The sequence below is a fragment of the Spiroplasma endosymbiont of Panorpa germanica genome (genome assembly GCF_964019765.1).
Taxonomy (GTDB): Bacteria; Bacillota_I; Bacilli_A; order Mycoplasmatales; family Mycoplasmataceae; genus Spiroplasma_B.
Window position 1 is genome coordinate 541,162 of sequence record NZ_OZ026461.1, and the last position, 23,717, is coordinate 564,878.

Sequence of the window (23,717 nt, forward strand, 5' to 3'; positions counted from 1 at the left end):
CTTTGAGTTTTTCTAATTAATTTAACTATTTTTTAATAGCTTCTCTTGCTTTTGCAATTGAATTTGTTAAAGTTGCACATGATTCATTAAACATTTTTTGTTCTGCATCAGTTAAATTTCATTCGATAATTTTTTCTCATCCATTTTCACCAATGATTGCAGGAACTCCTGTATATAAATCTTTGTTTTTATATTCACCATTTAATTTAGCACCAACCATTAAAGTTGTACGTTCGTTTCTTAGAACCGCTTTAACAATTCTGCTTAAACAAACACCAATTCCGTAGAATGTTGCGCGTTTTAGTTCAATAATTTTATAAGCCATGTGAACAGCTTCGTCTCTAATTTTATCCAAATCAGCTTGAGTAATTACTTTATCAGCGATATATTTGCTAATTGGTTGTCCCATTACTGAGGCGTGTGATCAAACAGCCACAGAAGAATCACCATGTTCTCCAGCTAAAAAGGCATTTACAGATTCAGCTCCAACATTTAATTTTTCAGCTACTAATCTTCTTAAACGAGCTGAATCTAAAGTAGTTCCTGATCCAATAACTTTATGTTGATCATATCCAGTTACTTCTTGATAAATTTGAGTTAATACATCCACTGGATTTGATGCAATTACAGTAATCCCATCAAAACCTGATTTTTTAATTTCTTGAGCAATAGATTTCATGATTACTGCATTACCTGCAACCATGTCTAGTCTAGTTTCTCCGTCTTTTTGAGGTCTACCAGCAGTTATTACAATAACATCAGCATCTTTACAATCTGAATAATCTCCGGCCTTAATTGATGTAAAAGGCACTGGTAAAACAGCCATTGTGTCGGCTAAATCCAAAGCATTACCTTGGGCAGCTTGTGGAAAGGCATCTATTAGCACATAATCAGACGCAATTCCTTGGTTAATTGCAGAATACATAAAAGATGTTCCAACCGCACCTGCTCCAACTAATACAACTTTATTAGATTTCTTCTTCATTTTCTTCTCCTCTTACCTATTCATTAGGTTATTCTTCTTTATAAACAAACACAGATTGCTTACCAAAAAATTATAACACTTTAATAATTAAAAAAATATCGAAATGATAAAAATCTCCTAATTTTTAGTAACCTTCGTTGGTTTGACCTTGAATTATAGCAACTCCTCCGCTTGTTCCCAAACGGTCTGCCCCAGCTTTGATCATTTCTTGAGCATCTTGTAAATTTCTCACTCCTCCAGCTGCTTTTACCAAGGCTTTTCCAGCAACGGTCTTTTTCATTAAAGTGACATTTTCAATTGTAGCACCTTGAGTTGAAAATCCAGTTGAGGTTTTAACAAAATCCAATTTTGCTTCAACCGCTAATTCACAAGCTTTGATAATTTCTTCTTTTGTTAAAAGTGCTGTTTCAAAAATTACTTTGACAATATTTGAACCCGCTGCTTTTTTAACTTTTTTCATATCTTCTAAAACTACATCATATTGTTGACTTTTTAAAGCTCCAATATTTATAACCATGTCAATTTCAGTTGCCCCATCCTTTAAAGCTTGATTTGTTTCACAGGCTTTCACATCACTGTGATTTGCTCCCAATGGGAAACCAATTACAGTTGTAATTCCTACTTGACTTCCTTGTAAGTTTTTCTTAGCAAGTTTTATTCAATATGGATTAACACAAACTGTGGCAAAATCAAATTCCTTAGCCTCTTCACATAATTTGATAATTTGCGATTCTGTAGCATCTGCTTTTAATAAAGTGTGGTCTATATATTTATTTAAATTCATATTAGTTTTCTCCGATTCTTTCTTGATTTTTTTCAATCATATTTAATACTCTAATTGATTCAATTGATAATTCTAAAAGATAATCTCTTAAATCGAATTCTTGATTTAATACCATTTCTACAAAAGTTTGAATTTCATAGTCAAAAGCTTCTTGTTTTTGATCTGCGACAAAAACCTTTTTAAGCTCCCCATTTCCCTGAGAAATAAAAATTTTACTAATCCTTGTTAGTCCTTCAAAAACCAAAGTTTCTTCATCTGATAGAAATTCTGACCCTATTTTACCATAACTTGCCTTTGAATTTGTAATGTTAACTAGGGTATCATTTTGATGCTTAAGAATAACTGAGTTGTTTAAAGCAACATTATTGGGTAAAAAATGAGCCATCGCCTTTACTTCTTTAACAGGACCAAATAAACTAATGGCCAATTCCACTGGATAAATTAAAGTATCATATGTTGAACCTTTACCCAAATTGATATCAAAGACTGACTCATAAATCCCTTTTTTGATATCTTTCATTCGACTAGAATATTGATTAAAAGATAAGTTGGCAATAAAGGGATTGTTATTTTGTACTCAATCAGATAATTGTTTATATTGGGGTAAATGAATAGTTTTCATAGCTTCCATCAAAATCACATTATTCTTACTAGCAATCTGACTTAATTCGATTGCTTCATTGAATGAAAGTGTTAGTGGTTTTTCAACAAAAACATGTTTTTGTTGAAGTAAAAAGTATTTAGCTTGTTCGTAGTGCAAACCATTTGGAGATGCAATATAAACCGCATCAATTTCATCAACTAAGACATCGAATTTATCAACTGCTTTAGCCGTTTTGATTTCGCACTCTGCAATAAAATCCTTGGCTTTTTGCAAGTTTCTAGAATAAACACAAGCAATTTTTAAAGCAACATTTTTTTTAGCAGCATTTACAAATTGTTTACATACATCACTTGTTCCAATTGTAGCTATTTTAATCATTGATTTCTTCCTCCTCAATGGCAAATGGATTGTCTTTGTTATTAATTTGAGTTTCTTTTATTTTAGATACCTCAACTTTTTTAGACATTTTTTTTGGCTCTGGTGTTTCTGTTTTAGAAGCTAAAGTCTGTTGACGATTTCAAGCTACAGTTTCATTAATCCTACTAAAAGTTTCTAAAATTGAGGTAATAACACTAATTAAAATTGTTAGAGAAAGTAAAACAATTGCTGGAATTTTTATTTGATCTAACTTCAAATTGATTACAAAATAACTAGTGAAAAATATTTGCAAAATAATGGTTAAAATAATTAATCCTAAAACCATTCACAAGTAAATTTTGTCACTTCGATTTAGCGTGTAAGAAGAGGTTTTTTTTAAGTAAAGTAAAATAATAACATAAATTGTTCCTAGCAAAATTGTTAGACCCATGAAAATGTAAATCGTCTTACGAACATTTTGCAAATAAATTTCTGTTATTTCCGCTTTGCTACTTATTATTATCCCTAAAACATAAGTTAGTAAATTTAAAACAAAGAATAAAGTTAAGATAAATTTAGCGTAAATATAATTTCTAGGATTCATTATTTTGGTAAACGACTTTCCCTTCACTAATTGTCATACTTACTTCAAATTTTTCATTCAAAATTACTAAATCAGCTAATTTATTATTAGCAATACTTCCAGTATTTTTATAAATATTTAATTGTTTGGCAGCATTAATTGATGTCATCTTGATCAAATCTGTCATCTCAATATCACAAACACTTCTAAAATATCTCACATTATAATCATAGTTGGCTCCAGCTCCAGCCAAGGTATTTGTTCCTTTAAGGACAACTTTCATTCCGGTTTTCTCAACTTCTAAAGTTCCCAATTTATAATTCCCATCTTTTAAACCTTTAGCATTCATAGCATCAGTTATTATCGAGATTCCACCAGGTCCTTTTATTTTATAAATCAATTGCAAAGTTTCTGGTTGAATGTGAATCCCATCACTAATTACTTCAGCAACAACGTCATCTCTTAAAAGTGCAGCTGTAGCTAATCCCGGTTCGTGTTGACTAACTCCACTCATTCCGTTAAATAAATGTGTCACATGTTTTAGTCCTAATTGATAATCTTTTTCAAATTCATTAGCATGCATATTACTATGTCCTGCGCTTGGAATCACATTGTTTTTTAACAAGAATTTAGTGAAATCACCATTTTGTAGATCACTTGCATAAGTTAGCATTCTAATATTGTTTTTTGATAAATCAATTAGATTTTTCATTATTTCTATATCAGGATTAACTAAAAGGTTTTCTGCATGAGCACCTTTTCTTAGTGGAGAAATAAATGGTCCTTCCAAATGAGCTCCAAGACATTGTGACTGAGATAGTTGTTTTTGTTGTTCAACAAAAATTGCAAATTCCTTAAGAATTCTTTTATTATCATCCAAACTATTCGTCACAGCTGCTTGCAAATATTTAGTTATTCCTTCGCGACTAACATTTTGAGCAAATTTGTTAAATCCTTCAACTGTTCCAGTTTCAAAATCTACACCATATCCTCCGTGAACGTGAACATCAATAAATCCGGGCAAAATTCATTGACCTTTTAGGTCTACCCCCTCAGATTTGCAACTCCCCTCTTGGATATTTACTATTTTATTGTCCTTGATTTCGATAAAACCATTGTTAATTACTTTGTCTTCCAAAACAATTTTGGCATTTTTTAATATCATCCTACACCTCTTCTAATTTGCTATTATACATCATAATTTTAACTCTTTTTTTGAAACAATTTCTATCGAATTTAAAAATACTTAATCCAAGTATTGAATTAAGTATTACTTTTATTACCATAAAAATCGTCAATTTGATTCAAATCAGGATTTTCTTTGCCGATTAATTTGTTATGAATATCAATTATTTTCTGTGTTTCATTATCAAATTCTGCATTATAAATGATTTTTCCAGCATCGATAATAACCAGTCAATTTGAAATCAGTTGCAATTCATCAATTAAATGACTAGTTATCATTATTGTAATACCTTGGTCATGTAATTTTTTAATAATTGTAAGGAATTCGTTTTTTGATTTAACATCTAAATTTGCTGTTGGCTCATCAAAAATAATTAACTCAGGTTTGTAAACTAAAGTAGCAGCCATTATTGCTTTTTTCTTCTCCCCAGCAGATAAATCCTTTAATTTTGATTCACCAAGGTCTGTAATTTTTAGCATATTAAGTAACTTAATACGAGCGTTTTCTATATCTGAACTTTTAATTCCATAAAGTAACCCGACAAATTCGATGTATTCATTAACTTTTAAGTCCAAAGGAATATTATTGGAATCTGGAAAAAAAGCCATTTTACGCAAATCTTTTTTTTCTATCAAATGATTATCGTATTTAATTGATCCAGAATCACTTTTTATTTCCTTAAAAATAGTTTTAATAGTCGTTGTTTTTCCTGCACCATTAGCGCCAACAAAGGCAACTAAATCACCTTTTCTAATTTTGAAAGAAACATCTTTTATTCCAGAACCATTCTTATAAACTTTTCACAATCTTTTAATTTCTAACATTTTTTTCACACCCCTTTTAATTGTATGTTGCTTTTCTAAAAACAAAGTAACTAGCAATTCCAATTCCAATAATCATTAAAAAATTAAATATGTAGACCGACCAAAAAGGGACCACTGAAACAGATTTAATGTTTTCAATAAGTTCATAATAGGATTTAATTCCTTGATCATTACTTTCAAAATCTAATTGAAATTTTGATTTACCGAAATCTTCTTCTTCAATTGGTTTTAAAATTTCATTTACCAAATCCAAATGCTCATTTAAATAATTTGTTTTAATAAAATTATTGTTTAACGAATAGTTTAAGACATTTACTTGATATCCGTTAATCAAACTATCAATCTCAAGATTTTTATGTTGGCCTTGACTCATAATTTTTAAAGAAGCTAGCGGGTTAAAAATTAAATCATATTTCAAATTTTTATTGATTTCATTTTTGTATTGTTTCATATAACTGATAAGATTCTCAGAAATATTAAAAATATTATTTGTTAAATTTAAAATCAATCACGTTGCAAAGACAGCGCCATAATTGTTATTAAAATATTCTCATAGATCTGAATCAAAATAATATTCCTTATAAAAAGATGATCTAATGAAAATTAAATCATTTTGATTGTTAAATAGTAAAACTTTTTCAAGTTCCTCAATACGTTCATTTATAAAAATCAACAATCTCAATTCACTTTCACTTCCCTGATAATTTTCAACTAGAAAATTAAAGCTTTTCTTAAAATCTTGTTCTAAATAATTATTGTAGTTAAAATATCTATTGTTGTTAAAAGGTAAAGCACTTGATTTATTATCACTATTTCAAATAAATTTTTGGTCTGATTTGAAAGTTTTATTAATATTTTGAATCATCTCTGGATAATTTGAATCTAGTTTTTGCATTGAAAAAATATCATTTAAATCTTTTTCATCATTTTTAAAAACTTCTGAAAAATAATCAAAATATGAATCAAACTCTGAAGTATTTTTTAAAATATTAAAATAATCTCACGCAAGACTTATTTCAATGTTGGCTTTTTTAGATTTTTCACTAAACTCAAGTTTGTTATCGCTTCCTAAAAAAGCATAAGTAAATCCAGATATTTGAGAAAATCCAATTATAACTGTTAGTGTCATTGAAATTATTAAAGCATTAATATACTTGAATAGCATTGTGGATAAGATTGCAACAACACTAATTAATAGTATTACATAAAAATAAAATAAATATGAAAAAAGATTATGAAAATATATTGAATTATAACTGCTTCAATAAAATATCGACAAATCAATTGCGAAAATAATAAAGAATAAAATTAAACTTAATAAAATTATCAATATGATTTTTTCAAGAAAAATATTAATCTGACTTTTACCAGAACGCATTTCTAAATTAATTTTCTTATTTAAAATCTGATAATGGAATAACTCAATAACCAATACTATTTGAAAAATACCAAATAAAATAACTTGAATAAAATTTTTGATCGCCAAAATGTTCAAAGCCAATTCAATTGAATTATTTTCACCCCTGCTTTGATTATTTAATAACAGCAAAAATAAAACGGAGATAATTAAACTTGAAAGAATAATTTGCCCCGCAATAATTATTATTAGTGGCTTTTTAAATGTAATTTTAAAATTATGTCAAAACATTTTAAAATATAAATTACTTTCCTTCATAATTACCTCCCTCTAATTTTTTTTAATAAATAAAATCAATTCTTTTAATTTTTGCGTCTAGATAAACATTACTTACTGAACCTGTCGAATAAGCTCTTGTATAACAAGAAAAGTAAATATTTCCAGAAGCCTTATAAACATACACTTCTGGTTTTAATTCAACTTTTTGAGAAGCTCAACCTTTTTTTCGTTTAAATGTTCTTGTGTCATAAAATTGAACATAATCGCTTGTTACTCTTTTTTGATTTATACCCATACCATCGAGATTTTCGCGCTTTTTACCATTTTCAAATTCGGCTCACATGTCACCTCTGAGAGCAAGCCCTCTATACTTGGAAATGCATTCAAAGCTTTCATCATAATCACTTATATTACCAATTTTTTTATTGTTAACTTTAGTCCCTTCTTTTCAACCGCTACTTCAACCACTAGATGCGCTCAAAACAGCAATATTTCCACCATTTGGTTCAGTAACACCAAAGTTACCATTACATAGCTCTCTTACATTTTCCTCATTTTGATCCAATTAAGAATTTAATTTGTTGTTAATTTCTATTTCTTGGTAGTTTAAAACAGAGTTTGCCACGTTTGGTGTAACTATACTCGTTGAAAAAAGTATTGTTAGTAAATATTTCATATATACTCCTTATTTTGGTATTATTTCCATACCTAATTTTATTATACTACTTATCTTAAATATTTTTTATTATATATTAAATAGCTTAAAGACATAATAAAAATACCAAATAGAATATCTGTTGTAAATACCAATCAAATAGCTATATCTCTGGAATACTTAAAATTATCGATTAAATCATAAAAGCTTTGATAATTTTTATTGCTAATATTTTTAAAATCTGGCTCAAAACCATTTTTGATTTTCATCTTGTTTTCGCTTTTGATAATTTCATCCAAAATATCTTCGTATCCAGGTTTAAATTCAAAATTTATATGACCGTTAACTTTGCCCCCATAACCAGAAAAACTTAATGACTGAAAAATATTGTCTAAATAAATATTTTGATCGTTTAAGATTATCATCTGTGGTAGTCTTGATCAAGGATTGATCAAAAAGTTAATTTTGTTGATTGAAGTAGAATTATCCAACAGGTACTCAATTAATTGATCTGAAACAGAAAAGACACTTTTAGTAAAATTCATTACTAACCAACTTGCATACATTGAACCATAATTATAGTCATAATACTCAAACACTTCTTGGCTAATAAAACGTCCTCTTTGCAAAAGATTTAATTCATTGTCTGTTTCCAAATAAAGTGAATAGATTAAATCTTTTTCATGTTCTTTGAGAAAATAAAAAATTGGTAAATATCTTCGGGATTTTTCATCATTTGATTTTTCAATTGAGGAAATTAACTGCGGTAAAACCTTTTGAAAGTCATAAATTTTATAAAATTCAAGATAATTAAAATTTTTAATATCTATAAATGGAAGTCCTTTTGAATCACTATCGTTGACTTTAAATTCAGCAGCAGAATAATTCTTAATTGTTTTAATAAATTCAAATTCGATTTTTGGCAATTGGGTAAGACTGAAATAATTTGAGTATCAATCATTACTATCATCTTCATTATAAAGCTGCTCTACAGATTCCTTCATTTCATCATACAAGTTATTTTGTTTTAATATTTTGTAGTACTGCATAGAATTATAAACTTCCCATTCAGCACTAACTTGTGTTGATTGAATGTCTTTTTGCTTTTGAGATGTGAATAACGAATAATTCATTGAGGAAAACGAAAGACTGAATACAATTAAAATTAAAAAAACAAATGAGTAAGTAACTTTGAATAATAATATGATCAGCAATGAAAAACTAATAAATGTAAAACTAAAGACAATATATGCTAAATAAGAACCAATGGATTTTGAGATAAAGTATTTAAAGGGATTAAACATACTTATTGTCAAATCTAAAATAAAAGTAAATATTATTAAACTTCAAATAATTACCAAACTAGCCAGTATGCTTTGTAGAAATACTGAGATAGATTTTCTTCCAGAACGTAACTGTAAATTTAATATACCATTTTCAACGTCATGAACGAACATTCTAATAGCCACCATTAAAACTATTAATCCTAATGATATTATTTGAAAAAAGTTTTTTACTGAAAGTCAAATATACCAATTCGTTGATAATTGATCAACTGTCTTAATATTTAAAGAATTTATCATTAATAAAAGCGAAAACAAAATACTAATTAGAACAAAAAAACCCATTGCTATTAAAGTAGACTTTAACATTAATGTTTTTTTTATTTTAAGTCAAAATAAATAGATATGATTCATCAGAATTACCTTTATCTCCCTTTATATTTATTCTATCACTTAATCAAAATTTTATAATAAAAAAATAACGTATCTCACGTTATTTTTTTAAATCTATATTTTTGTTTTTATGAAAAATGTTAGCGAGATCAATCCAATTGTAATTGATGTTATTGGGATGAACACTGCGAAAGTCTCTGGATAATTAAAAATATCTTTAAAACCAATTCATAAAACTAATTGAATAATGATTCCTACAACTATTAATAATAGCTGTTGATAAAACATAATCTTGTGCTGAGATAACTTAAATATTTTATTTATCAAAATCTTTTGTACTATTGTTGGAATGAAAGTCAGAAAAGCAATCACTAAGACAACAACTGTGACAATGTAACCACTCGGGTTTGAGTAGCTATGAATAACTCCTGGGGCTAGTACTGAAATTCCGAATCCAGCTACTGCCACTCAGAATCAAACATTGTGAAAAATCATTTCTCTAAATTCTCGGCGAGTATAAATTCCACGATAATCAAGTCAATTATGAAAGTGTTCAATCTCTTGATAACTTTTATTTGAGTACATCGCCCCAAATCTAAATACGATTGCATTGATTGCTAAAATTGAAGAAATTGGAGTTAGAATAATTAGAAACACCAATCCAGCGATCATTTGCGATTCATTAATATTTGAATTAGCAAACGCTCCCCCAATTTCATGAAGTTGATCATTAATTCCTGGACTTAAAATTCCAGTCATTGTTGATCCAAACATAAATTTTAATGCGGTAATGAACTCAAAGACGTGAACCAAGTTTGTGTTAACAATTACTTTATCATTGTGAGTTCCATCTCAAGCTGTTAGTAGTCCCGATTCTTTCAAGTTACTTTCCATTGGTAGAAAAATTAGAAAACCAATTAGTAAGAAAACTATGGCGCTGATTCCAGCAATATAAATTATAAAGCGATTAATGTTACGAATTTCGTCATAGCGATATTGTTTAGTTCTATCAATTAATATTTTGTAACAAAAGATTCCTCCAAAAAAGAAGATAAAGATTGAACTAATTGGTAACAAAATTACTAAGAATAATACAAAAGCTCCAAAAACAGAGGAAACACCAATTTTTATCATTCCATTAAATGAGAAGAATCCTAGCGAGAAATATGCCAAAGAGAACGGATCATCAACATTTTTTTCGATTAGATTCCAATAATCATTATTTATCTGCCCCCCATTTGGCTTTAATTGTGCAATTATCTCATCAACATTAATTGCTGGAGCTAAGGAAAAAGTTACAATCAAACAAAGCAAAAAAGCAGAACCCGATATTATTGTGGCTATTGTTAAGGCTTTATTACGCATACATATCTCTCCTTTATTTTATTATTTTCTCAACTAAAGTTGTATTTCTTGGTTTGGTTGTTTTGTTCAATCCACTTCAAAAAGCATCTTCTCCACCAATTATATACAAATGCTCTTTAGCTCTTGTTATAGCGGTATAAATTATTTTTTTACTTAAAAAGTGATTGTTCGCTGCGGGATCTAACACTAATATCACATTATTGTATTCACTTCCCTGGCTTTTATGAACACTAACACCATAACCCAAGGTTATCTCTGAAAAATTTGATAGTTTTAAGCTGACATCACGTCCATTGAACTCACCAGTGGCATCGATTAGTTTTGAATTTTCAAATTTCATATCACCAATTTTACCGATATCCCCATTTGAAAGTTCTAGAACAGAGTCGTTTTTTAAGTACATAACTTTATCGTTTTTTGTTATTTTTGTCTCTCCCTTTTTAAAAATTTTACCATTATTTTTAATGTTTTTGTTAAATTTTTCTTGAATTATATTATTTATCATGTTTATCCCTAATTCCCCTCTATAGAAAGGAGATAAAACTTGAACATGATTAAAATTATTGACTTCTTGAGTTGCCAAAAGCTTTTGGTAAGTATCTATTAAGTTTCTAACATTTTCTTCGTTATTATTACTGAATAAAAAATCAATATTATTTAGATTCTTATTTTTAAACTCTTCTGCTTGATTACTAGTAATTCGGGCAGCTAACTCGATAATATCGTTTTGTTCAGCTTGACGAAAAATTTTACTTAAAGTGATTGTGGCAAATTGTTTTGAAATTATTAAATCTTCAAATAAATTTCCATAACCAACGCTTGGCAGTTGATCTACATCTCCAACCAAAACCATTTTTCTAGCAAAATCAGTTCCTCTTAAAAAATCGGAAAATAAATGATTTGACAACATGCTTGACTCATCTAAAATAATTAAATCTAAGAAAATTGGATTGGCTTCATTTACCTCAAAAGCATCATCCCCACTCGCTTTAAGAAGTTTGTGAATTGTGGTTGCTTTATAGCCGCTAGTTTCTTGAATACGACTAGCAGCTCTTCCAGTTGGGGCTGCTAGAGCAAAATTACTAGAACCATAAACTTTTTCAAACATTCTAACCATACCATTTATTACCATGGTTTTTCCCGTTCCAGGTCCCCCTGTTAAAATAACGATATTATTTTCTAGAAACGCTTTTAAAGCTTTTTTTTGAGAATCATCATATTTAAAGTCTAAAATTTTAAAGTTGTATCCAATTTCAGTTTCAACCTCTTTTATTAGAACTTCAAATTCAATTGGATTAATTATTGGTAAAGCCGCTTGGCTTTGAATTTTGGATAAACTATTGACAATAAGTTCTTCGTCATTTCAACTTTCTGCAGAATATATTCTATGATTATTGAATACCAAAATTTTTTGTTCTTTGCAATAAATTAACGCTTGCATAACAACATCCAAAGAAACCGCTAGTCTTTTTTGAATTTCTTCAACCAAAATATTTTTGGTTGTATAAGTGTCACCACTAGTGAACAATATATTATTAATAGTTTCATAAGCTCAAGCGCCCACTCTTTGAGGTCCATATTGGGGGGTGTTAAAATATAAGGCAATTTTATCAACTTCTAAAAATGGTTGAAAATTATTTTTTCTTGCATAATCATAAAAATCTGAATTTAAAATTTCACTAATTTCATTTTTATCTTCATGTCATTTTAACATTAACTGCAAAAAGCTTATTTTTAAACCATTCATTGTGAAAATCTCAACCAACTCTTGTTCTGTATCAACTTTGCTAACAACATCTATAATTATTTGACAAGCTTTTTCAGATATCCCAGGAACGGTTTTAATTAATTCTGGGTCTTTACGAATTTTAATAATAGCATCAATTCCTAAGTGTTCAACAATTAGTTGAGCAGTCTTAATTCCGATTGTGGGAAAAATTCCTGAAGATCAAAAACCAACTGCTTGTTTAATCGTGTTACTATCAGCCACCTTAAAATTTTGGACTTCAAAAGATTGACCATATTTGGGGTGTTCATCTAAAAAACCACTAACCTCGTAAATGACCTTTAATCGCATTTGACCGATTTGACCCTTGATTTTCATTTGTTGGTTTTTATTGTTCTCATCTATAAACAGACCAATTCCTCAACCCATTTCGTTAATGAACAGAAACTTTACTAACAATCCTCTAAAAACCTTTGTACTCATAATTGCCTCCTTGATTATTATAAATAAAATAAACCGCATTTATGAAAATAAATGCGGTTTATTAGTTTAATTAATCATCGTCTTCGAATCAATCTTCAAAATCATCTTCTTGGGAATCTTCTGAATTTGTCTTAAATTTGTCTAAATTAATTTTATTTAAATTATTTATTGAGAAAACAAGAGTTTTAACCTCTTTTTTAGGCTCATTTAAGGGCTTTTGAGGGTTATTAATACTCTCAGTGGTCGAGTCGTGATTTATTTCGTTTAAGTATTCTTTTTCACGAATTTTATCAGCTTTTTTAATAACTACCTGCTCAATTGGGGTAGTTACTTTTTTTCTACTTCACCATCGGTTTCACTTTCATTTTCAGAAGTGCGAGGTAATTTAGGAATATCGTTATTTTGAATAATGTAATTTTTTTCAATAATAGCTGTATCAATTTCACCCATATCTAAGTCATTGTTAATTTCTTCTAAATCTGAGTATTTTATTGAATTGATATTTAGTTGAATGATATTATCATTTTCATCTAAAAGGTTAATAATTTCATTATTTAAGGCTGGGAATAAGTCTTTAACAAACTCATCGCGTTTTTTATTTCAAGGATATAAACGAACCCCTTTTTTAGGACGGTTCATCAGCGGAATCAATTCAGCCTTGATTTTTTTGATATTACCTTTATTGGTAATGATCACAACATCTTCATTATCAAAGGCTTTACCAGCAATAATTTTTTCATCTTTGGCTGAAAATGATTTAACACCTTTGGCAGTTACACTAGCTGAAGGGATTTCTTCAATGTCATAGCGAACTGAGAATCCATTTTCACTAACCATCGTTACAAACTTGGTTTTTGAAGTAACCAGAGAAGCTGAAACTAGTTCATCTCCTTCTGAAAGTTTCATAATTTTAAATGCTTTTGAAGACATTTTAGTTTGCATTCCCTCAATTGGAGTACGTTTGATTAAAGCGTTTCTTGAGGCAACTAAAATTTCTTGTTTGGCGTCTGTGAAACTATTTACTACAAAAGCCGCCACAATTTTATCATTTCCATTCATGGTTGCAATTTGGTTTAAGTGCATTCCGGTTTCTTTTCACTTACTTGGATTAATTTTGAAAACTGGGATTGAATAATATACTCCAGCTGATGATAGCAAGATTAAGTGATCTAAAGTTGTTGCCGGAACACATGAGATTCATAAATCGTTTGGTCTTCTTTTGAAATCTTCAAAACCAAATTTCCCAATTTGACCTGCTTCAAGTGCTTTTAAATATCCATCTCGTGAAATTCAAATAGTAAATTCTTTTGAAACAATTGTTTGTTTTATTTCTACATCTAATGTTTCAATATCATCAATAATTTGTGTTCGACGAGGCACACCAAACTCTTCTTTAATTTTTTTAAGGTTTTCAATGATTTCTTTGTTCATTGCATTAACATCACTTAATATTAAATTAAAGTTGGCAATTTGAGCGTTTAAACTTGCTTGCTCTTCTTGCAATTTCACAATGTCTGTTGAAGTTAAACGGTATAAACGTAAGTCTACAATAGCTCCAGCTTGCACATCAGAAAATTGGAAGCGAGCTACTAAGTTTGTAATAGCTTCGCCACGATTACTTGAACCACGAATTATCGCGATAACCTCATCAAGGACAGAAATTGCTTTGATAAGACCTTCAATGATTTCTAATCTTTTTAAAGCTTTTGCTAATTCAAAATCAGTACGTTTAGTGTAAGTAACTCTATGGTGTTCAATGTAAGCTTTTAGAATTGCTACAATTCCCAATTGCATTGGTTGTTTGTTAACTATCACAACATTATTGTAGTTATAAGAAACTTGCAGTGGAGTATTTTTGAATAAGAATTTACGTGTAACTTCAAATTCTGCATCTTCACCAAGCTCAATTACAATTCTTAGTCCAGTACGATCAGTTTCGTCTCTAACCTCTTTTACCCCAATACCAGGGTTGGCATCAACAACTTCTCCAATTTTTCTTACTAAATCTTGTTTAACAACTTCATAAGGAATTTCAGTAATTACTAAGTGACCATTTTCTTCGTGATATTTTGATTGAATAAATAGTCGACCTTTTCCTGAATCAAATGCACTTTGAATCCCTTCAATTCCACGAGCAGTTCCCCCAGTTGGGAAATCTGGCCCTTTAACTATTTTTAAAATTTCACTTAAAGTTAAATTAGGTTTATTTATCAAAGCGACAGTCGCATCAATAATTTCTCCTAAATTGTGGGGTGGCATATTTGTAGCATAACCCGCAGCAATTCCACTAGCACCATTGGCTAGAATATTTGGAAAGTAGGCTGGTAAAACTGTTGGTTCTTTTTCTGAATCATCAAAGTTGGGTGCAAAAAGCACAGTGTTTTTTTCTAAGTCTTTTAAAAGTAATCCTGAAAGTTTTGCCAATCGAGTTTCAGTATAACGCATCGCTGCTGCTGAATCACCATCAATTGAACCATTATTCCCTTGCATATCAATTAAGGGACTTCCTAATTTTCAACTTTGACTCATTCTTACTAAAGCATCGTAAACCGATCCATCACCGTGGGGGTGATATTTACCAATAACTTCCCCAACAATACGAGCTGATTTTTTGTGTTGCTTATCACTTGTAATTCCAAGTTCATTCATGGCATAAAGAATTCTTCTTTGTACTGGCTTTAGACCATCCCTTACATCCGGTAATGCTCTTTCTTGAATGATGTATTTTGCATAACGACCAAATCTCTCACCAATGATGGTTTCTAGTGGATAATCAAGAATTCCTTGCTCACTTAATAAATTATTTTCTTCTTTTGACATTTTCATATCTCCTTTTAATTAATATCCATTGATAGTAAATCGTTAACAGTTTCAAAATTTAAGAAATCCAATAAGTTAAAGTCTTCTAAAATTTTCTCACCCAATTTTGTTAACCATCATTCCTTGGTTTTTTCATTTTGATAATAGAATGGGAATTCATTTCTCACAATTAATTTTTTGGCAAATTCTAGAAAAACAATATTGCACTCTTCGTAATTGCGTAAATGATTGTAAAGTTCAACCAGTTGTGACCTTTGAGATAAATTTGCTTTTATAACATTGCTCATTTGAACTTGATCACTATTATTGTTGGAAGCTGTTATGATAATTTCTTTACAATTTAAAACCACTTCGTTTTTATTGCTTTGATCTAGTTTGACTTCCCAGTGAGGAACCCCTTCCACTCGATCTAATAACTCAAAGTTTTTTTCAAAGCGTTGGGTTATTGATTCAACTAGCATAATTATTTGTTTAGTATCCAAATCAACAATTTCTTGATCAAATTTTTTAGAACGAACGAAATTTTTCAAAAAGTAAATGATTGCTAGAATGTCAACCTTGGTTAAATAAATTTCATTTTGAAAATCTTTATTTAATTGCAAAATTGATTCTATCTTGGGATTTGGCACATAACAATTTTTAACCGGATTATAAGTCATTAAACCTGCATCTGGTTTTGAAAATTCTTTTGCTTTTTTCAAATTACTTTCACTTCTTTTAATTAAACACTTACTTGTATAAATACCTCAAATGACTTCATCGTTTTTACTCAGGTCAATCATCAAGGACTCATCATTGTTGGTTTGATCTAAGACTTTTTTCTCAGCTCCAACTTGACCCTCACAAATTTCGATGTAAACTAAGTTTCCTTCACGAAAACTTGTGTGATAATAAAAATTAAATATCGGATATTTTGACAATTTTAAATTTACTTCATCATATTCTTTGAAACGTTTCATTAATAAATTATATTTTTTGTCCAAACTATCTAAATTTGAATCCATAATTTCACACTCCCTTTTAAAGTTAGTTGCTAATTAGTTCGGTTTGATCATCTTCTAAAGTGAATTTAACGTTTTCCTCAATTCACTCTTTTCTGATTTCAGCATCATCACCCATTAAGGTTCTAAATGCTTTTTCTGCTGCCAGGGCATCTTCGATTGTTAATAAAATTAATTTTCTTTTAGTTGGATCCATGGTTGTTTCTCAAAGTTGATCTGCATTCATTTCTCCAAGTCCTTTATATCTTTGAATTTCATATTTTGATTTTGAAGTTTTAAGAATTTTTGCTAGTTCTTCTTCATCTCAAACGTAGTAAAAATCACTTTTCTTGCTTGTTGAAGTTAATTTATAAAGTGGTGGTAAAGCTAAGTAAACCTTGTGATTTTGAATTAGCTCTTTCATGTATCTAAAGAAGAATGTTAATAGTAGAACTTGAATATGCGCTCCATCAGTATCAGCATCCGTCATAATAACAACTTTACCATAATTTACATCATTGATATCAAAATCCGAACCAATTCCAGCGCCGATTGCTGTAATGATTGTACTAATCTCTTCGTTTTTTAGTAAGTCAATTAGTTTGGTTTTTTCAGCGTTAATTACTTTTCCTCGTAGTGGCAATATCGCTTGGAATGTTCTATCTCTTCCAGATTTAGCACTACCTCCCGCTGAATCTCCTTCGACTAAGAACAATTCATTTTTATCTTTGTTTTTTCCTTGAGCTGGAGTAAGTTTTCCCAACATTCCCCTAGTCTTAGATTTGTTTTTTGAATCACGAATTGCTTGACGAGCTTTTCGAGCTTCATCACGAGCTTTTCGAGCAAGTAGTGCTTTTTCAATAATAATCACAGCGACTGTTTTATTTTCTTGTAATCAAAAACTAAAGTGTTGATTAGTAATTGTCTCAGTGGCGCTCTTAGCCTCACTAGTTCCTAATTTACCTTTGGTTTGTCCTTCGTATTGAATTAAGTTTTCAGGAATTTTTACAGTAACAACAGCATTCAAACCTTCTTTTATATCTGTGGAATCAAGTTTTCGATCTTTTTCTTTAATCAAGTTAGCTGATTTACCATATTCATTTAAAGCTTTAATTAGTCCAGTTCTAAAACCAGATACATGAGTTCCCCCATCAGCAGTTTTAACGTTGTTGGCAAAACCAAGCACTGTTTCATTATAATCTTCTGTGTATCGTAAACAAATTTCAACTTCAATTTCTTCTGCAGCCCCCTTGATTAGAATTGGACCAGTAATTGGTTTTTGATTTGTGGTCAATTCTTTGACGAATTCCACTAAACCATCTTCAAAGAAATATTCAACTTGTTTGTCACTTCTTTCATCACGTAGTTTGATTTTTAATCCTGAATTAAGTAATGCTGATTCTTTTAAGCGCTCTGAAATAGTTGAAAAACTAAATTTAGTTGTTGAAAATATTTCCTCATCTGGTAGGAAATTAACCTTTGTTCCAGTAGTTTTAGTTTGACCAATTACAGTTAATGGTTCTGCTAATTTTCCACCTTTTTCAAATTTAATTGAATAAATTTGTCCATCACGGTTAATTTGTACTTTGAACTTTTTACTCAAAGCATTAACAACTGATGATCCAACTCCGTGCAGTCCACCCGAAGTTTTATAACCACTTCCTCCAAATTTACCTCCAGCATGTAAAACTGAAAAAATAATTTCTGGAGTTGATTGGTTTGTATCGCGATATTTACCCGTTGGAACTCCACGACCATTATCAGTTACAGTAACTGAACCATTTTTTTCTAAGACAACTTGAATTTCTGTTGCATATCCTGCAAGAGCCTCATCGATTGAGTTATCAACGATTTCTCAAACTAAATGGTGCAAACCCCTTACATCAGTTGAACCGATGTACATTCCTGGTCTTTTTCGAACCGCATCTAGGCCTTCTAAGACCTGAATACTATCTTCGTTATATGATAAGTCCTTTTTTTCTGACATTTATAATCCACCTCTTAAACTTTTTTTAGTATAAATAGATTTTGACAAAATAGCAAATTTTTTAACTATTTTATTTATTAATTTTAATTATCTAGGATTAAATCCCTTAAAACAACGCTATTATCCTTAAAAATTGGGTAATAATCGTTATTTTTATCTATTCTACTGACCACAGCTTCAAGCAAATCGCTGAGCTGGTAATTTGTAATATATCTTGCTAGTTTGAAATCTTGTGCCTTTTTCCTTGATAATTTCAATATTGTATTAATTTCCCAACTTTGATCTAGTAAAGCAGTTTCATCTTTAATAGTTATCACTTCTAGTTCTGATAAATCAAATAAACAGTTAGAAACCATTTTATCTCAGTACCAATTTTGTTCATCATTTTTTAATTCAAAAATATCAGATTTAAAGTAGTTTAAATAGTCGGGTTCACCTTTACCTAATTTTTTCAAATTTAATAAGTAATAGAAATTATCATCAGCCCCAAGTAATGTTGTACCAATAATGTATGTTGAAGTCTCCAGAATATTTATTTCATTTAAGTACATTATTTATCCCTACTTTTTAACAGACTTTCAATTTTTGTTGCTATTAAATCAACAGCTACCTCATTACCCTCGTAGTATGGGATGATAATATCTGCATATTTAATACTTGGTTCAACAAAATATTCGTGCATCGGTCTAACTGTTTGCAAGTATTTATTAACAATGTCGTCAAATTTACGACCATAATCTTTCATGTCCCTGGTTAATCTTCTAATTAATCGAATATCATCATGGGTTCTAATGAAAATTTTAATATCTCCTAGTTCTCGAATCTTTTCCACGTGTAAAGCTAAAATACCATCTAAGATAATTACATCTGCTGGTTCAATATGATTTTTATGTTTCAATCTTGAACTAGTTGTAAAATCATAAACTGGAGAATCAATAGCTTCGCGATTTTGAAGTTTTTTCAAATCTGAAACTAATAATTCTACATCAATAGAGTCAGGATGATCAAAGTTGATATCCTCGGTTTCAATCTTTCCATCTTTTTTAAAATCACGATAATAACTATCCATTGATAAATTTATCACCGATTTTCCTTTGAGAATATCATTCGCTATTCTTTTTGCTACAGTAGTTTTACCACTAGCACTTCCTCCGGAAATGATAATAATACTTGTTTTTTTATTTTCCATTTGACTCCTTTAAACTATTAATCATTTTAACATTAATTTGAAAAATAAAAAATTTTTGTAAATTTTGATAAAATATTATTAAGTTGGTGCCTATGAAAAAAGACGAAAATCAAAAAATAATCAAGGAATTAAAAGAATTCTTTACAATTCACAATTTTTATAAACTTGTCTCAGATTTTGATGGGATTCAAAATTTGTATGATCCCTTGGAAATTAAAGTAAATGAGCACGAAGATCCAGAAAATGCCAAATTATTGAATAATTCTGAATTATTAAGACTTTCCACAGAAGAAAGAAACAAGTATTTTTCTCAAGTGAAAGCTGATTATATAAATAAAGTTGTTAATGAGCCAGTCAGAAAGTCTATCCCCTTTTTAGCGATGATACACAAAAAGATGAGTTTCATTACTTATGAATTTTTGCAAAAACTTGGAACTAAGGAAATTGGATTTAAAAATATTTCTGACTATGATTTTGATTTTACAGCCATTGTTGAATTTCAAAAAGAGTTTGAAAATTATTTGAAAATTTTTAGAAAGCAATTAAAAAAGAGTAAATCAAATTCAGCATTGGGAATTTTAAAAGATTTTGAAATAATTTATGATAATTTCAAAAGTATGAATCATGATTTGGAAAAATATTTTTTAGAACAAGGATTTTCTGAACTTATTTTGTATAATAATTATTCCTTCTTTGTTCTCTATAAATTTAGCGCTCAATTATTAGAGCAATTTTGAAATGAAAATTTTGAGAATAAAAATGGTGAATTTATTTTTGACAAGACCGACAAGTACTTTATAACTTTTTATTTGGAATACCTTGAAATTAAGAAAAATAGAGAAAACGAGTATTTTAAGGTTAAGGACTCTACAAGAAATCTTTTGAAAGCGATGGAATTGGTTAATGATTTTAAAGAGAAGATGCAAAGCAACTTAATTCGCCTAAGTTATCGTAAATTAATCGATTCTTTTGATGGTTGAATGATTAAGTTTTACTTTCTGTATTTAATTCATTTAAGCATTTATGAATTCAACAAAATTATTGACATGGAAAAAATTTACAATTTTTTTAAATTAGATATTTGGCCTACTCGTTTTTAGAACCACAAAGTAAATACTAACAGAACTTTATATTCATTTCTTAAAAATTTGAATATAAAGTTTTTTATTTATTTCACCAAGAGATCAAGCCGCTATCATTAATCCTGAAATGATAGCTAATCAATATGCTGGAGGAGCTTTGAAACCTAAACTATTATTTAAATTTGGAATAAAAACCATTCCAAAAACAATAATTGTGAAACCAGAAATTATGAATAAAATTATTCAGTTAACATTACTTTGTCAAATTGAAATTTTTTCAGTTCGATATACAATTGAGATAATCATATGAGTTAAAAAGCTCTCTATGAAAAAAGCTGCTTGAAACATTTTTAAGGCTTCGGTGTCTCCCGCATTAATTTGTCCTACTAGTCCAAATCCATAACCAATAATTAAAAAATTAATAATCGAAACCGTTGTAGCTGCAATCGCATTAAAAATAGCAAATGGTAAAATTGATTTAGTTGATCATTTTTTGGGTTTGACAATTAATTCTTTATCAACATTATCTCAAACAAAAATTAGATTAGTGAAATCATATAATAGATTTTGCATTAATAAGTGCAACGGCAACATTGGTTTAAAATCAAATCACAACAATGCGATTATTAAAGTTAGCATTAACGAAAAGTTGTTTGTAACTGAAATCTTAATATATTTAATTGCATTAGTAAAAATATGGCGACCTTGCAGAAACGCCTTCTCCAAAACAAGCAAATCTTTTTCTAACATAATAGCATCCGCACTAGCTTTCGCAATTGGAGAACCTGTATTAACACTTATACCCACATCACTTTGTCTCAAAGCCTTAGCGTCATTTACTCCGTCCCCTAAAAATCCAACGCAGTGACCTTCATCTTGTAAAGTCTTGATAATTTCAGATTTTTGAAACGGGGTTAGTTTACAAAAAACATTATAGTTCAAAGCAACTTCTTTAAGTTCATTTTGTTTTAAGCCTTCTAAATCTTTTCCCAAAATTGCTTGAGGATTATTTAGCCCGACATTTTTGGCTACCAATAATGAATTGTCGACAGAATCACCGGTTAAAATTTTTAAGTCAACATTGTTTTTATAAATCAATTCTACGACTTTGTCAACATCTTTTTTAATATTATCGGTAAAAATTAAGAAACCTAAAAATGTCAAACCAATCTCGCTAACTTCAAATTTATTTAAACTTTCACGGAATGCTAAACCAACAACACGATAACCTTGATCTGAAAAAACCTTAGCTTTTTTTAAAATTAAATCCTTATCTGGGTTTTTTATGGCTCCAGATTTTTTTTCATTTTCTAAAAAACCTAAAGTTTGAATAATCTCGTCGATTCCCCCTTTAGTGATTTGTAAGTATTTTTTATCTTTAAGCAATAAAGTCGAGACCATTCTTCTTTCGTGATTAAAGGGAATTTCGTCTATCAAAATAGTTTCCTCTATTTTTTTTTCATCAAAAGGGTTTTGTTCTAAAATAGCTTTATCAATTGCGTTTGATATATTTGATTGAAAGTAAGAATTTAAAAATGAAAATTCTAAAAGTTCATTACTTTTATTTAAATCTAAATCTAAATAGCTATGCAAGCTAATTTGTGAGTCTGTCAAAGTTCCGGTTTTATCTGTACATAAAATATCAATCGCCCCTAAAGTTTGGGTTGTTGAGTTATTCTTAACAACAATCTTTGCATCCTTAAGTCTTTTAGCACCTTCGTGTAAATTCAAAGTCATGATAGCTGGGAGAGATTCTGGGGTTATTGAAACAATTAAACTGATCGCAAATACTAATGACCCAATAATTAATCCGGTTTTGAAAAACAATATTAAAAATACCACAGGAAAAACAATTAGTAAAGTTAAAAGTAAAATTTTAGTGACTTTTTTTAGTCCCAATTCATATTCGGTTACATCATCTTCGACCCCTTCCTCACTCATTAAATTTGCATAAGTATTTTTACCAATTGAAAAAATTACTGCATAGCAACTACCTGAAGTTATTTTGGAGTTCTGAAAAATAATGTTTGAAAGTTCAAAAACGTTATCACTGGATTCGTTAATTTGAGATGTTGATTTTTGGATTCATTCACTTTCACCAGTGAAATCTGATTGATCGGCTGTGAGATTGTTACTTCAAAGAATTCTAGCATCTGCCGGAACCTTATCACCCGCTGATAGATAAACAACATCTCCCACTGTTAAATATTTTTCATTAATCATTTTTAAATTATTCATCATTTTTGGGTTGTTATTATCAAAAAAAACTTCAACTTTTTCTCTCAACACAAAAACGTTATTATCAATCAGTTGTGTTAACTTTTGATTCATCTTATAAGCTTTAAAATCCTGGATATAATCAACAGAAGCTGAAAGAACCACCATAAATATAATTATACTAAATGAAATAATATCAATTTTTTCATAACCCTGGGTAAAGTAAATGAAGATTTGGATTATAGCAATAAACCAAAGCAGTAAGTTAAAAGGAGCAAAAAGCGCTGTAATAATTTTTTGAAAATGATTAAAAGTCTTGTTGATGGGCACATTCTCCCCTTGTATTCTTCTTCTTGTAAATACTTCCTCTTCATCTAAACCTCAATCAACCACATCTATGTCTTTTTTTAAATCGTTAATATCCATTTTTGAAGCTGTTAAAATCTTATCTGTAATATCGCTTTTTGAAAATTTACTATTTTTTTTCATAGAACTACCTCATTTAAATATAATTTTATATTAAAAACCATTTAAATTAAAATAACTTGAAAAAAATAAAACCCGAGATTATGAAAATC

The 23,717-nt window shown here is 29.2% G+C and carries 18 protein-coding genes; 1 reads left to right on the forward strand and 17 read right to left on the reverse strand.

Translation table 4 applies throughout. From position 1 onward, the window contains the following. Positions 1-25: 25 nt before the first annotated feature. The 16 genes from AACK87_RS02470 to udk all read right to left on the reverse strand — a co-directional run bounded on the left by AACK87_RS02470 (position 26) and on the right by udk (position 19,840). Positions 26-985: an L-lactate dehydrogenase gene (locus AACK87_RS02470; RefSeq protein WP_338971153.1), complete on the reverse strand. Its 960-nt coding sequence runs from the start codon at positions 983-985 to the stop codon at positions 26-28. Between the two features lie 124 nt (positions 986-1,109). Beyond that, complete coding sequence (gene deoC / locus AACK87_RS02475; RefSeq protein WP_338971156.1) at positions 1,110-1,769, reverse strand: deoxyribose-phosphate aldolase; 660 nt, start codon at positions 1,767-1,769, stop codon at positions 1,110-1,112. A gap of 1 nt (position 1,770) precedes the next feature. Beyond that, positions 1,771-2,751, reverse strand: a complete 981-nt coding sequence (locus AACK87_RS02480) for a Gfo/Idh/MocA family oxidoreductase (RefSeq protein ID WP_338971159.1) — start codon at positions 2,749-2,751, stop codon at positions 1,771-1,773. Continuing rightward, on the reverse strand, positions 2,744-3,361 hold the full coding sequence (locus AACK87_RS02485) for a hypothetical protein (RefSeq protein WP_338971162.1): 618 nt from the start codon (positions 3,359-3,361) through the stop codon (positions 2,744-2,746). The genes AACK87_RS02480 and AACK87_RS02485 overlap by 8 nt, the downstream gene beginning before the upstream one ends. Further along, positions 3,324-4,478 (reverse strand): N-acetylglucosamine-6-phosphate deacetylase, encoded by a 1,155-nt coding sequence (gene nagA, locus AACK87_RS02490; RefSeq protein WP_338971164.1) that lies wholly within the window; start codon positions 4,476-4,478, stop codon positions 3,324-3,326. The genes AACK87_RS02485 and nagA overlap by 38 nt, the downstream gene beginning before the upstream one ends. Positions 4,479-4,576: 98 nt before the next feature. Beyond that, positions 4,577-5,323, reverse strand: a complete 747-nt coding sequence (locus AACK87_RS02495) for an ABC transporter ATP-binding protein (RefSeq protein ID WP_338971167.1) — start codon at positions 5,321-5,323, stop codon at positions 4,577-4,579. Between the two features lie 16 nt (positions 5,324-5,339). Continuing rightward, positions 5,340-6,998, reverse strand: a complete 1,659-nt coding sequence (locus AACK87_RS02500) for a hypothetical protein (RefSeq protein WP_338971170.1) — start codon at positions 6,996-6,998, stop codon at positions 5,340-5,342. A gap of 22 nt (positions 6,999-7,020) precedes the next feature. Beyond that, complete coding sequence (locus tag AACK87_RS02505; RefSeq protein WP_338971173.1) at positions 7,021-7,524, reverse strand: hypothetical protein; 504 nt, start codon at positions 7,522-7,524, stop codon at positions 7,021-7,023. A 161-nt stretch (positions 7,525-7,685) separates the two neighbouring features. Then, positions 7,686-9,311 carry a hypothetical protein gene (locus tag AACK87_RS02510; protein ID WP_338971175.1) on the reverse strand — a complete coding sequence of 542 codons (1,626 nt, stop codon included), beginning with the start codon at positions 9,309-9,311 and terminating at the stop codon, positions 7,686-7,688. A gap of 93 nt (positions 9,312-9,404) precedes the next feature. After that, complete coding sequence (gene scm1, locus AACK87_RS02515) at positions 9,405-10,655, reverse strand: motility-associated protein Scm1 (protein ID WP_338971178.1); 1,251 nt, start codon at positions 10,653-10,655, stop codon at positions 9,405-9,407. 13 nt (positions 10,656-10,668) lie between these two features. Then, positions 10,669-12,864 carry an AAA family ATPase gene (locus AACK87_RS02520; protein WP_338971181.1) on the reverse strand — a complete coding sequence of 732 codons (2,196 nt, stop codon included), beginning with the start codon at positions 12,862-12,864 and terminating at the stop codon, positions 10,669-10,671. A 327-nt stretch (positions 12,865-13,191) separates the two neighbouring features. Beyond that, entirely contained in the window at positions 13,192-15,684 is a 2,493-nt protein-coding gene (parC, locus tag AACK87_RS02525) for a DNA topoisomerase IV subunit A (RefSeq protein WP_338971183.1), read from the reverse strand. 14 nt (positions 15,685-15,698) lie between these two features. After that, positions 15,699-16,688 carry a hypothetical protein gene (locus AACK87_RS02530; RefSeq protein ID WP_338971185.1) on the reverse strand — a complete coding sequence of 330 codons (990 nt, stop codon included), beginning with the start codon at positions 16,686-16,688 and terminating at the stop codon, positions 15,699-15,701. 22 nt (positions 16,689-16,710) lie between these two features. After that, complete coding sequence (parE, locus tag AACK87_RS02535) at positions 16,711-18,651, reverse strand: DNA topoisomerase IV subunit B (RefSeq protein ID WP_338971186.1); 1,941 nt, start codon at positions 18,649-18,651, stop codon at positions 16,711-16,713. Between the two features lie 83 nt (positions 18,652-18,734). Further along, the gene (locus AACK87_RS02540) at positions 18,735-19,202 is read right to left on the reverse strand and encodes a hypothetical protein (RefSeq protein WP_338971187.1); all 468 of its coding nucleotides are present in this window, start codon (positions 19,200-19,202) and stop codon (positions 18,735-18,737) included. Then, complete coding sequence (gene udk, locus AACK87_RS02545) at positions 19,202-19,840, reverse strand: uridine kinase (protein ID WP_338971189.1); 639 nt, start codon at positions 19,838-19,840, stop codon at positions 19,202-19,204. The genes AACK87_RS02540 and udk overlap by 1 nt, the downstream gene beginning before the upstream one ends. Positions 19,841-19,932: 92 nt before the next feature. Here udk and AACK87_RS02550 point away from each other — a divergent pair, with 92 nt between their 5' ends. Further along, positions 19,933-20,940: a hypothetical protein gene (locus AACK87_RS02550; RefSeq protein ID WP_338971191.1), complete on the forward strand. Its 1,008-nt coding sequence runs from the start codon at positions 19,933-19,935 to the stop codon at positions 20,938-20,940. A gap of 27 nt (positions 20,941-20,967) precedes the next feature. Here AACK87_RS02550 and AACK87_RS02555 read toward each other — a convergent pair whose 3' ends face one another. After that, the gene (locus AACK87_RS02555; RefSeq protein WP_338971193.1) at positions 20,968-23,628 is read right to left on the reverse strand and encodes an HAD-IC family P-type ATPase; all 2,661 of its coding nucleotides are present in this window, start codon (positions 23,626-23,628) and stop codon (positions 20,968-20,970) included. Between the last annotated feature and the right edge of the window lie 89 nt (positions 23,629-23,717).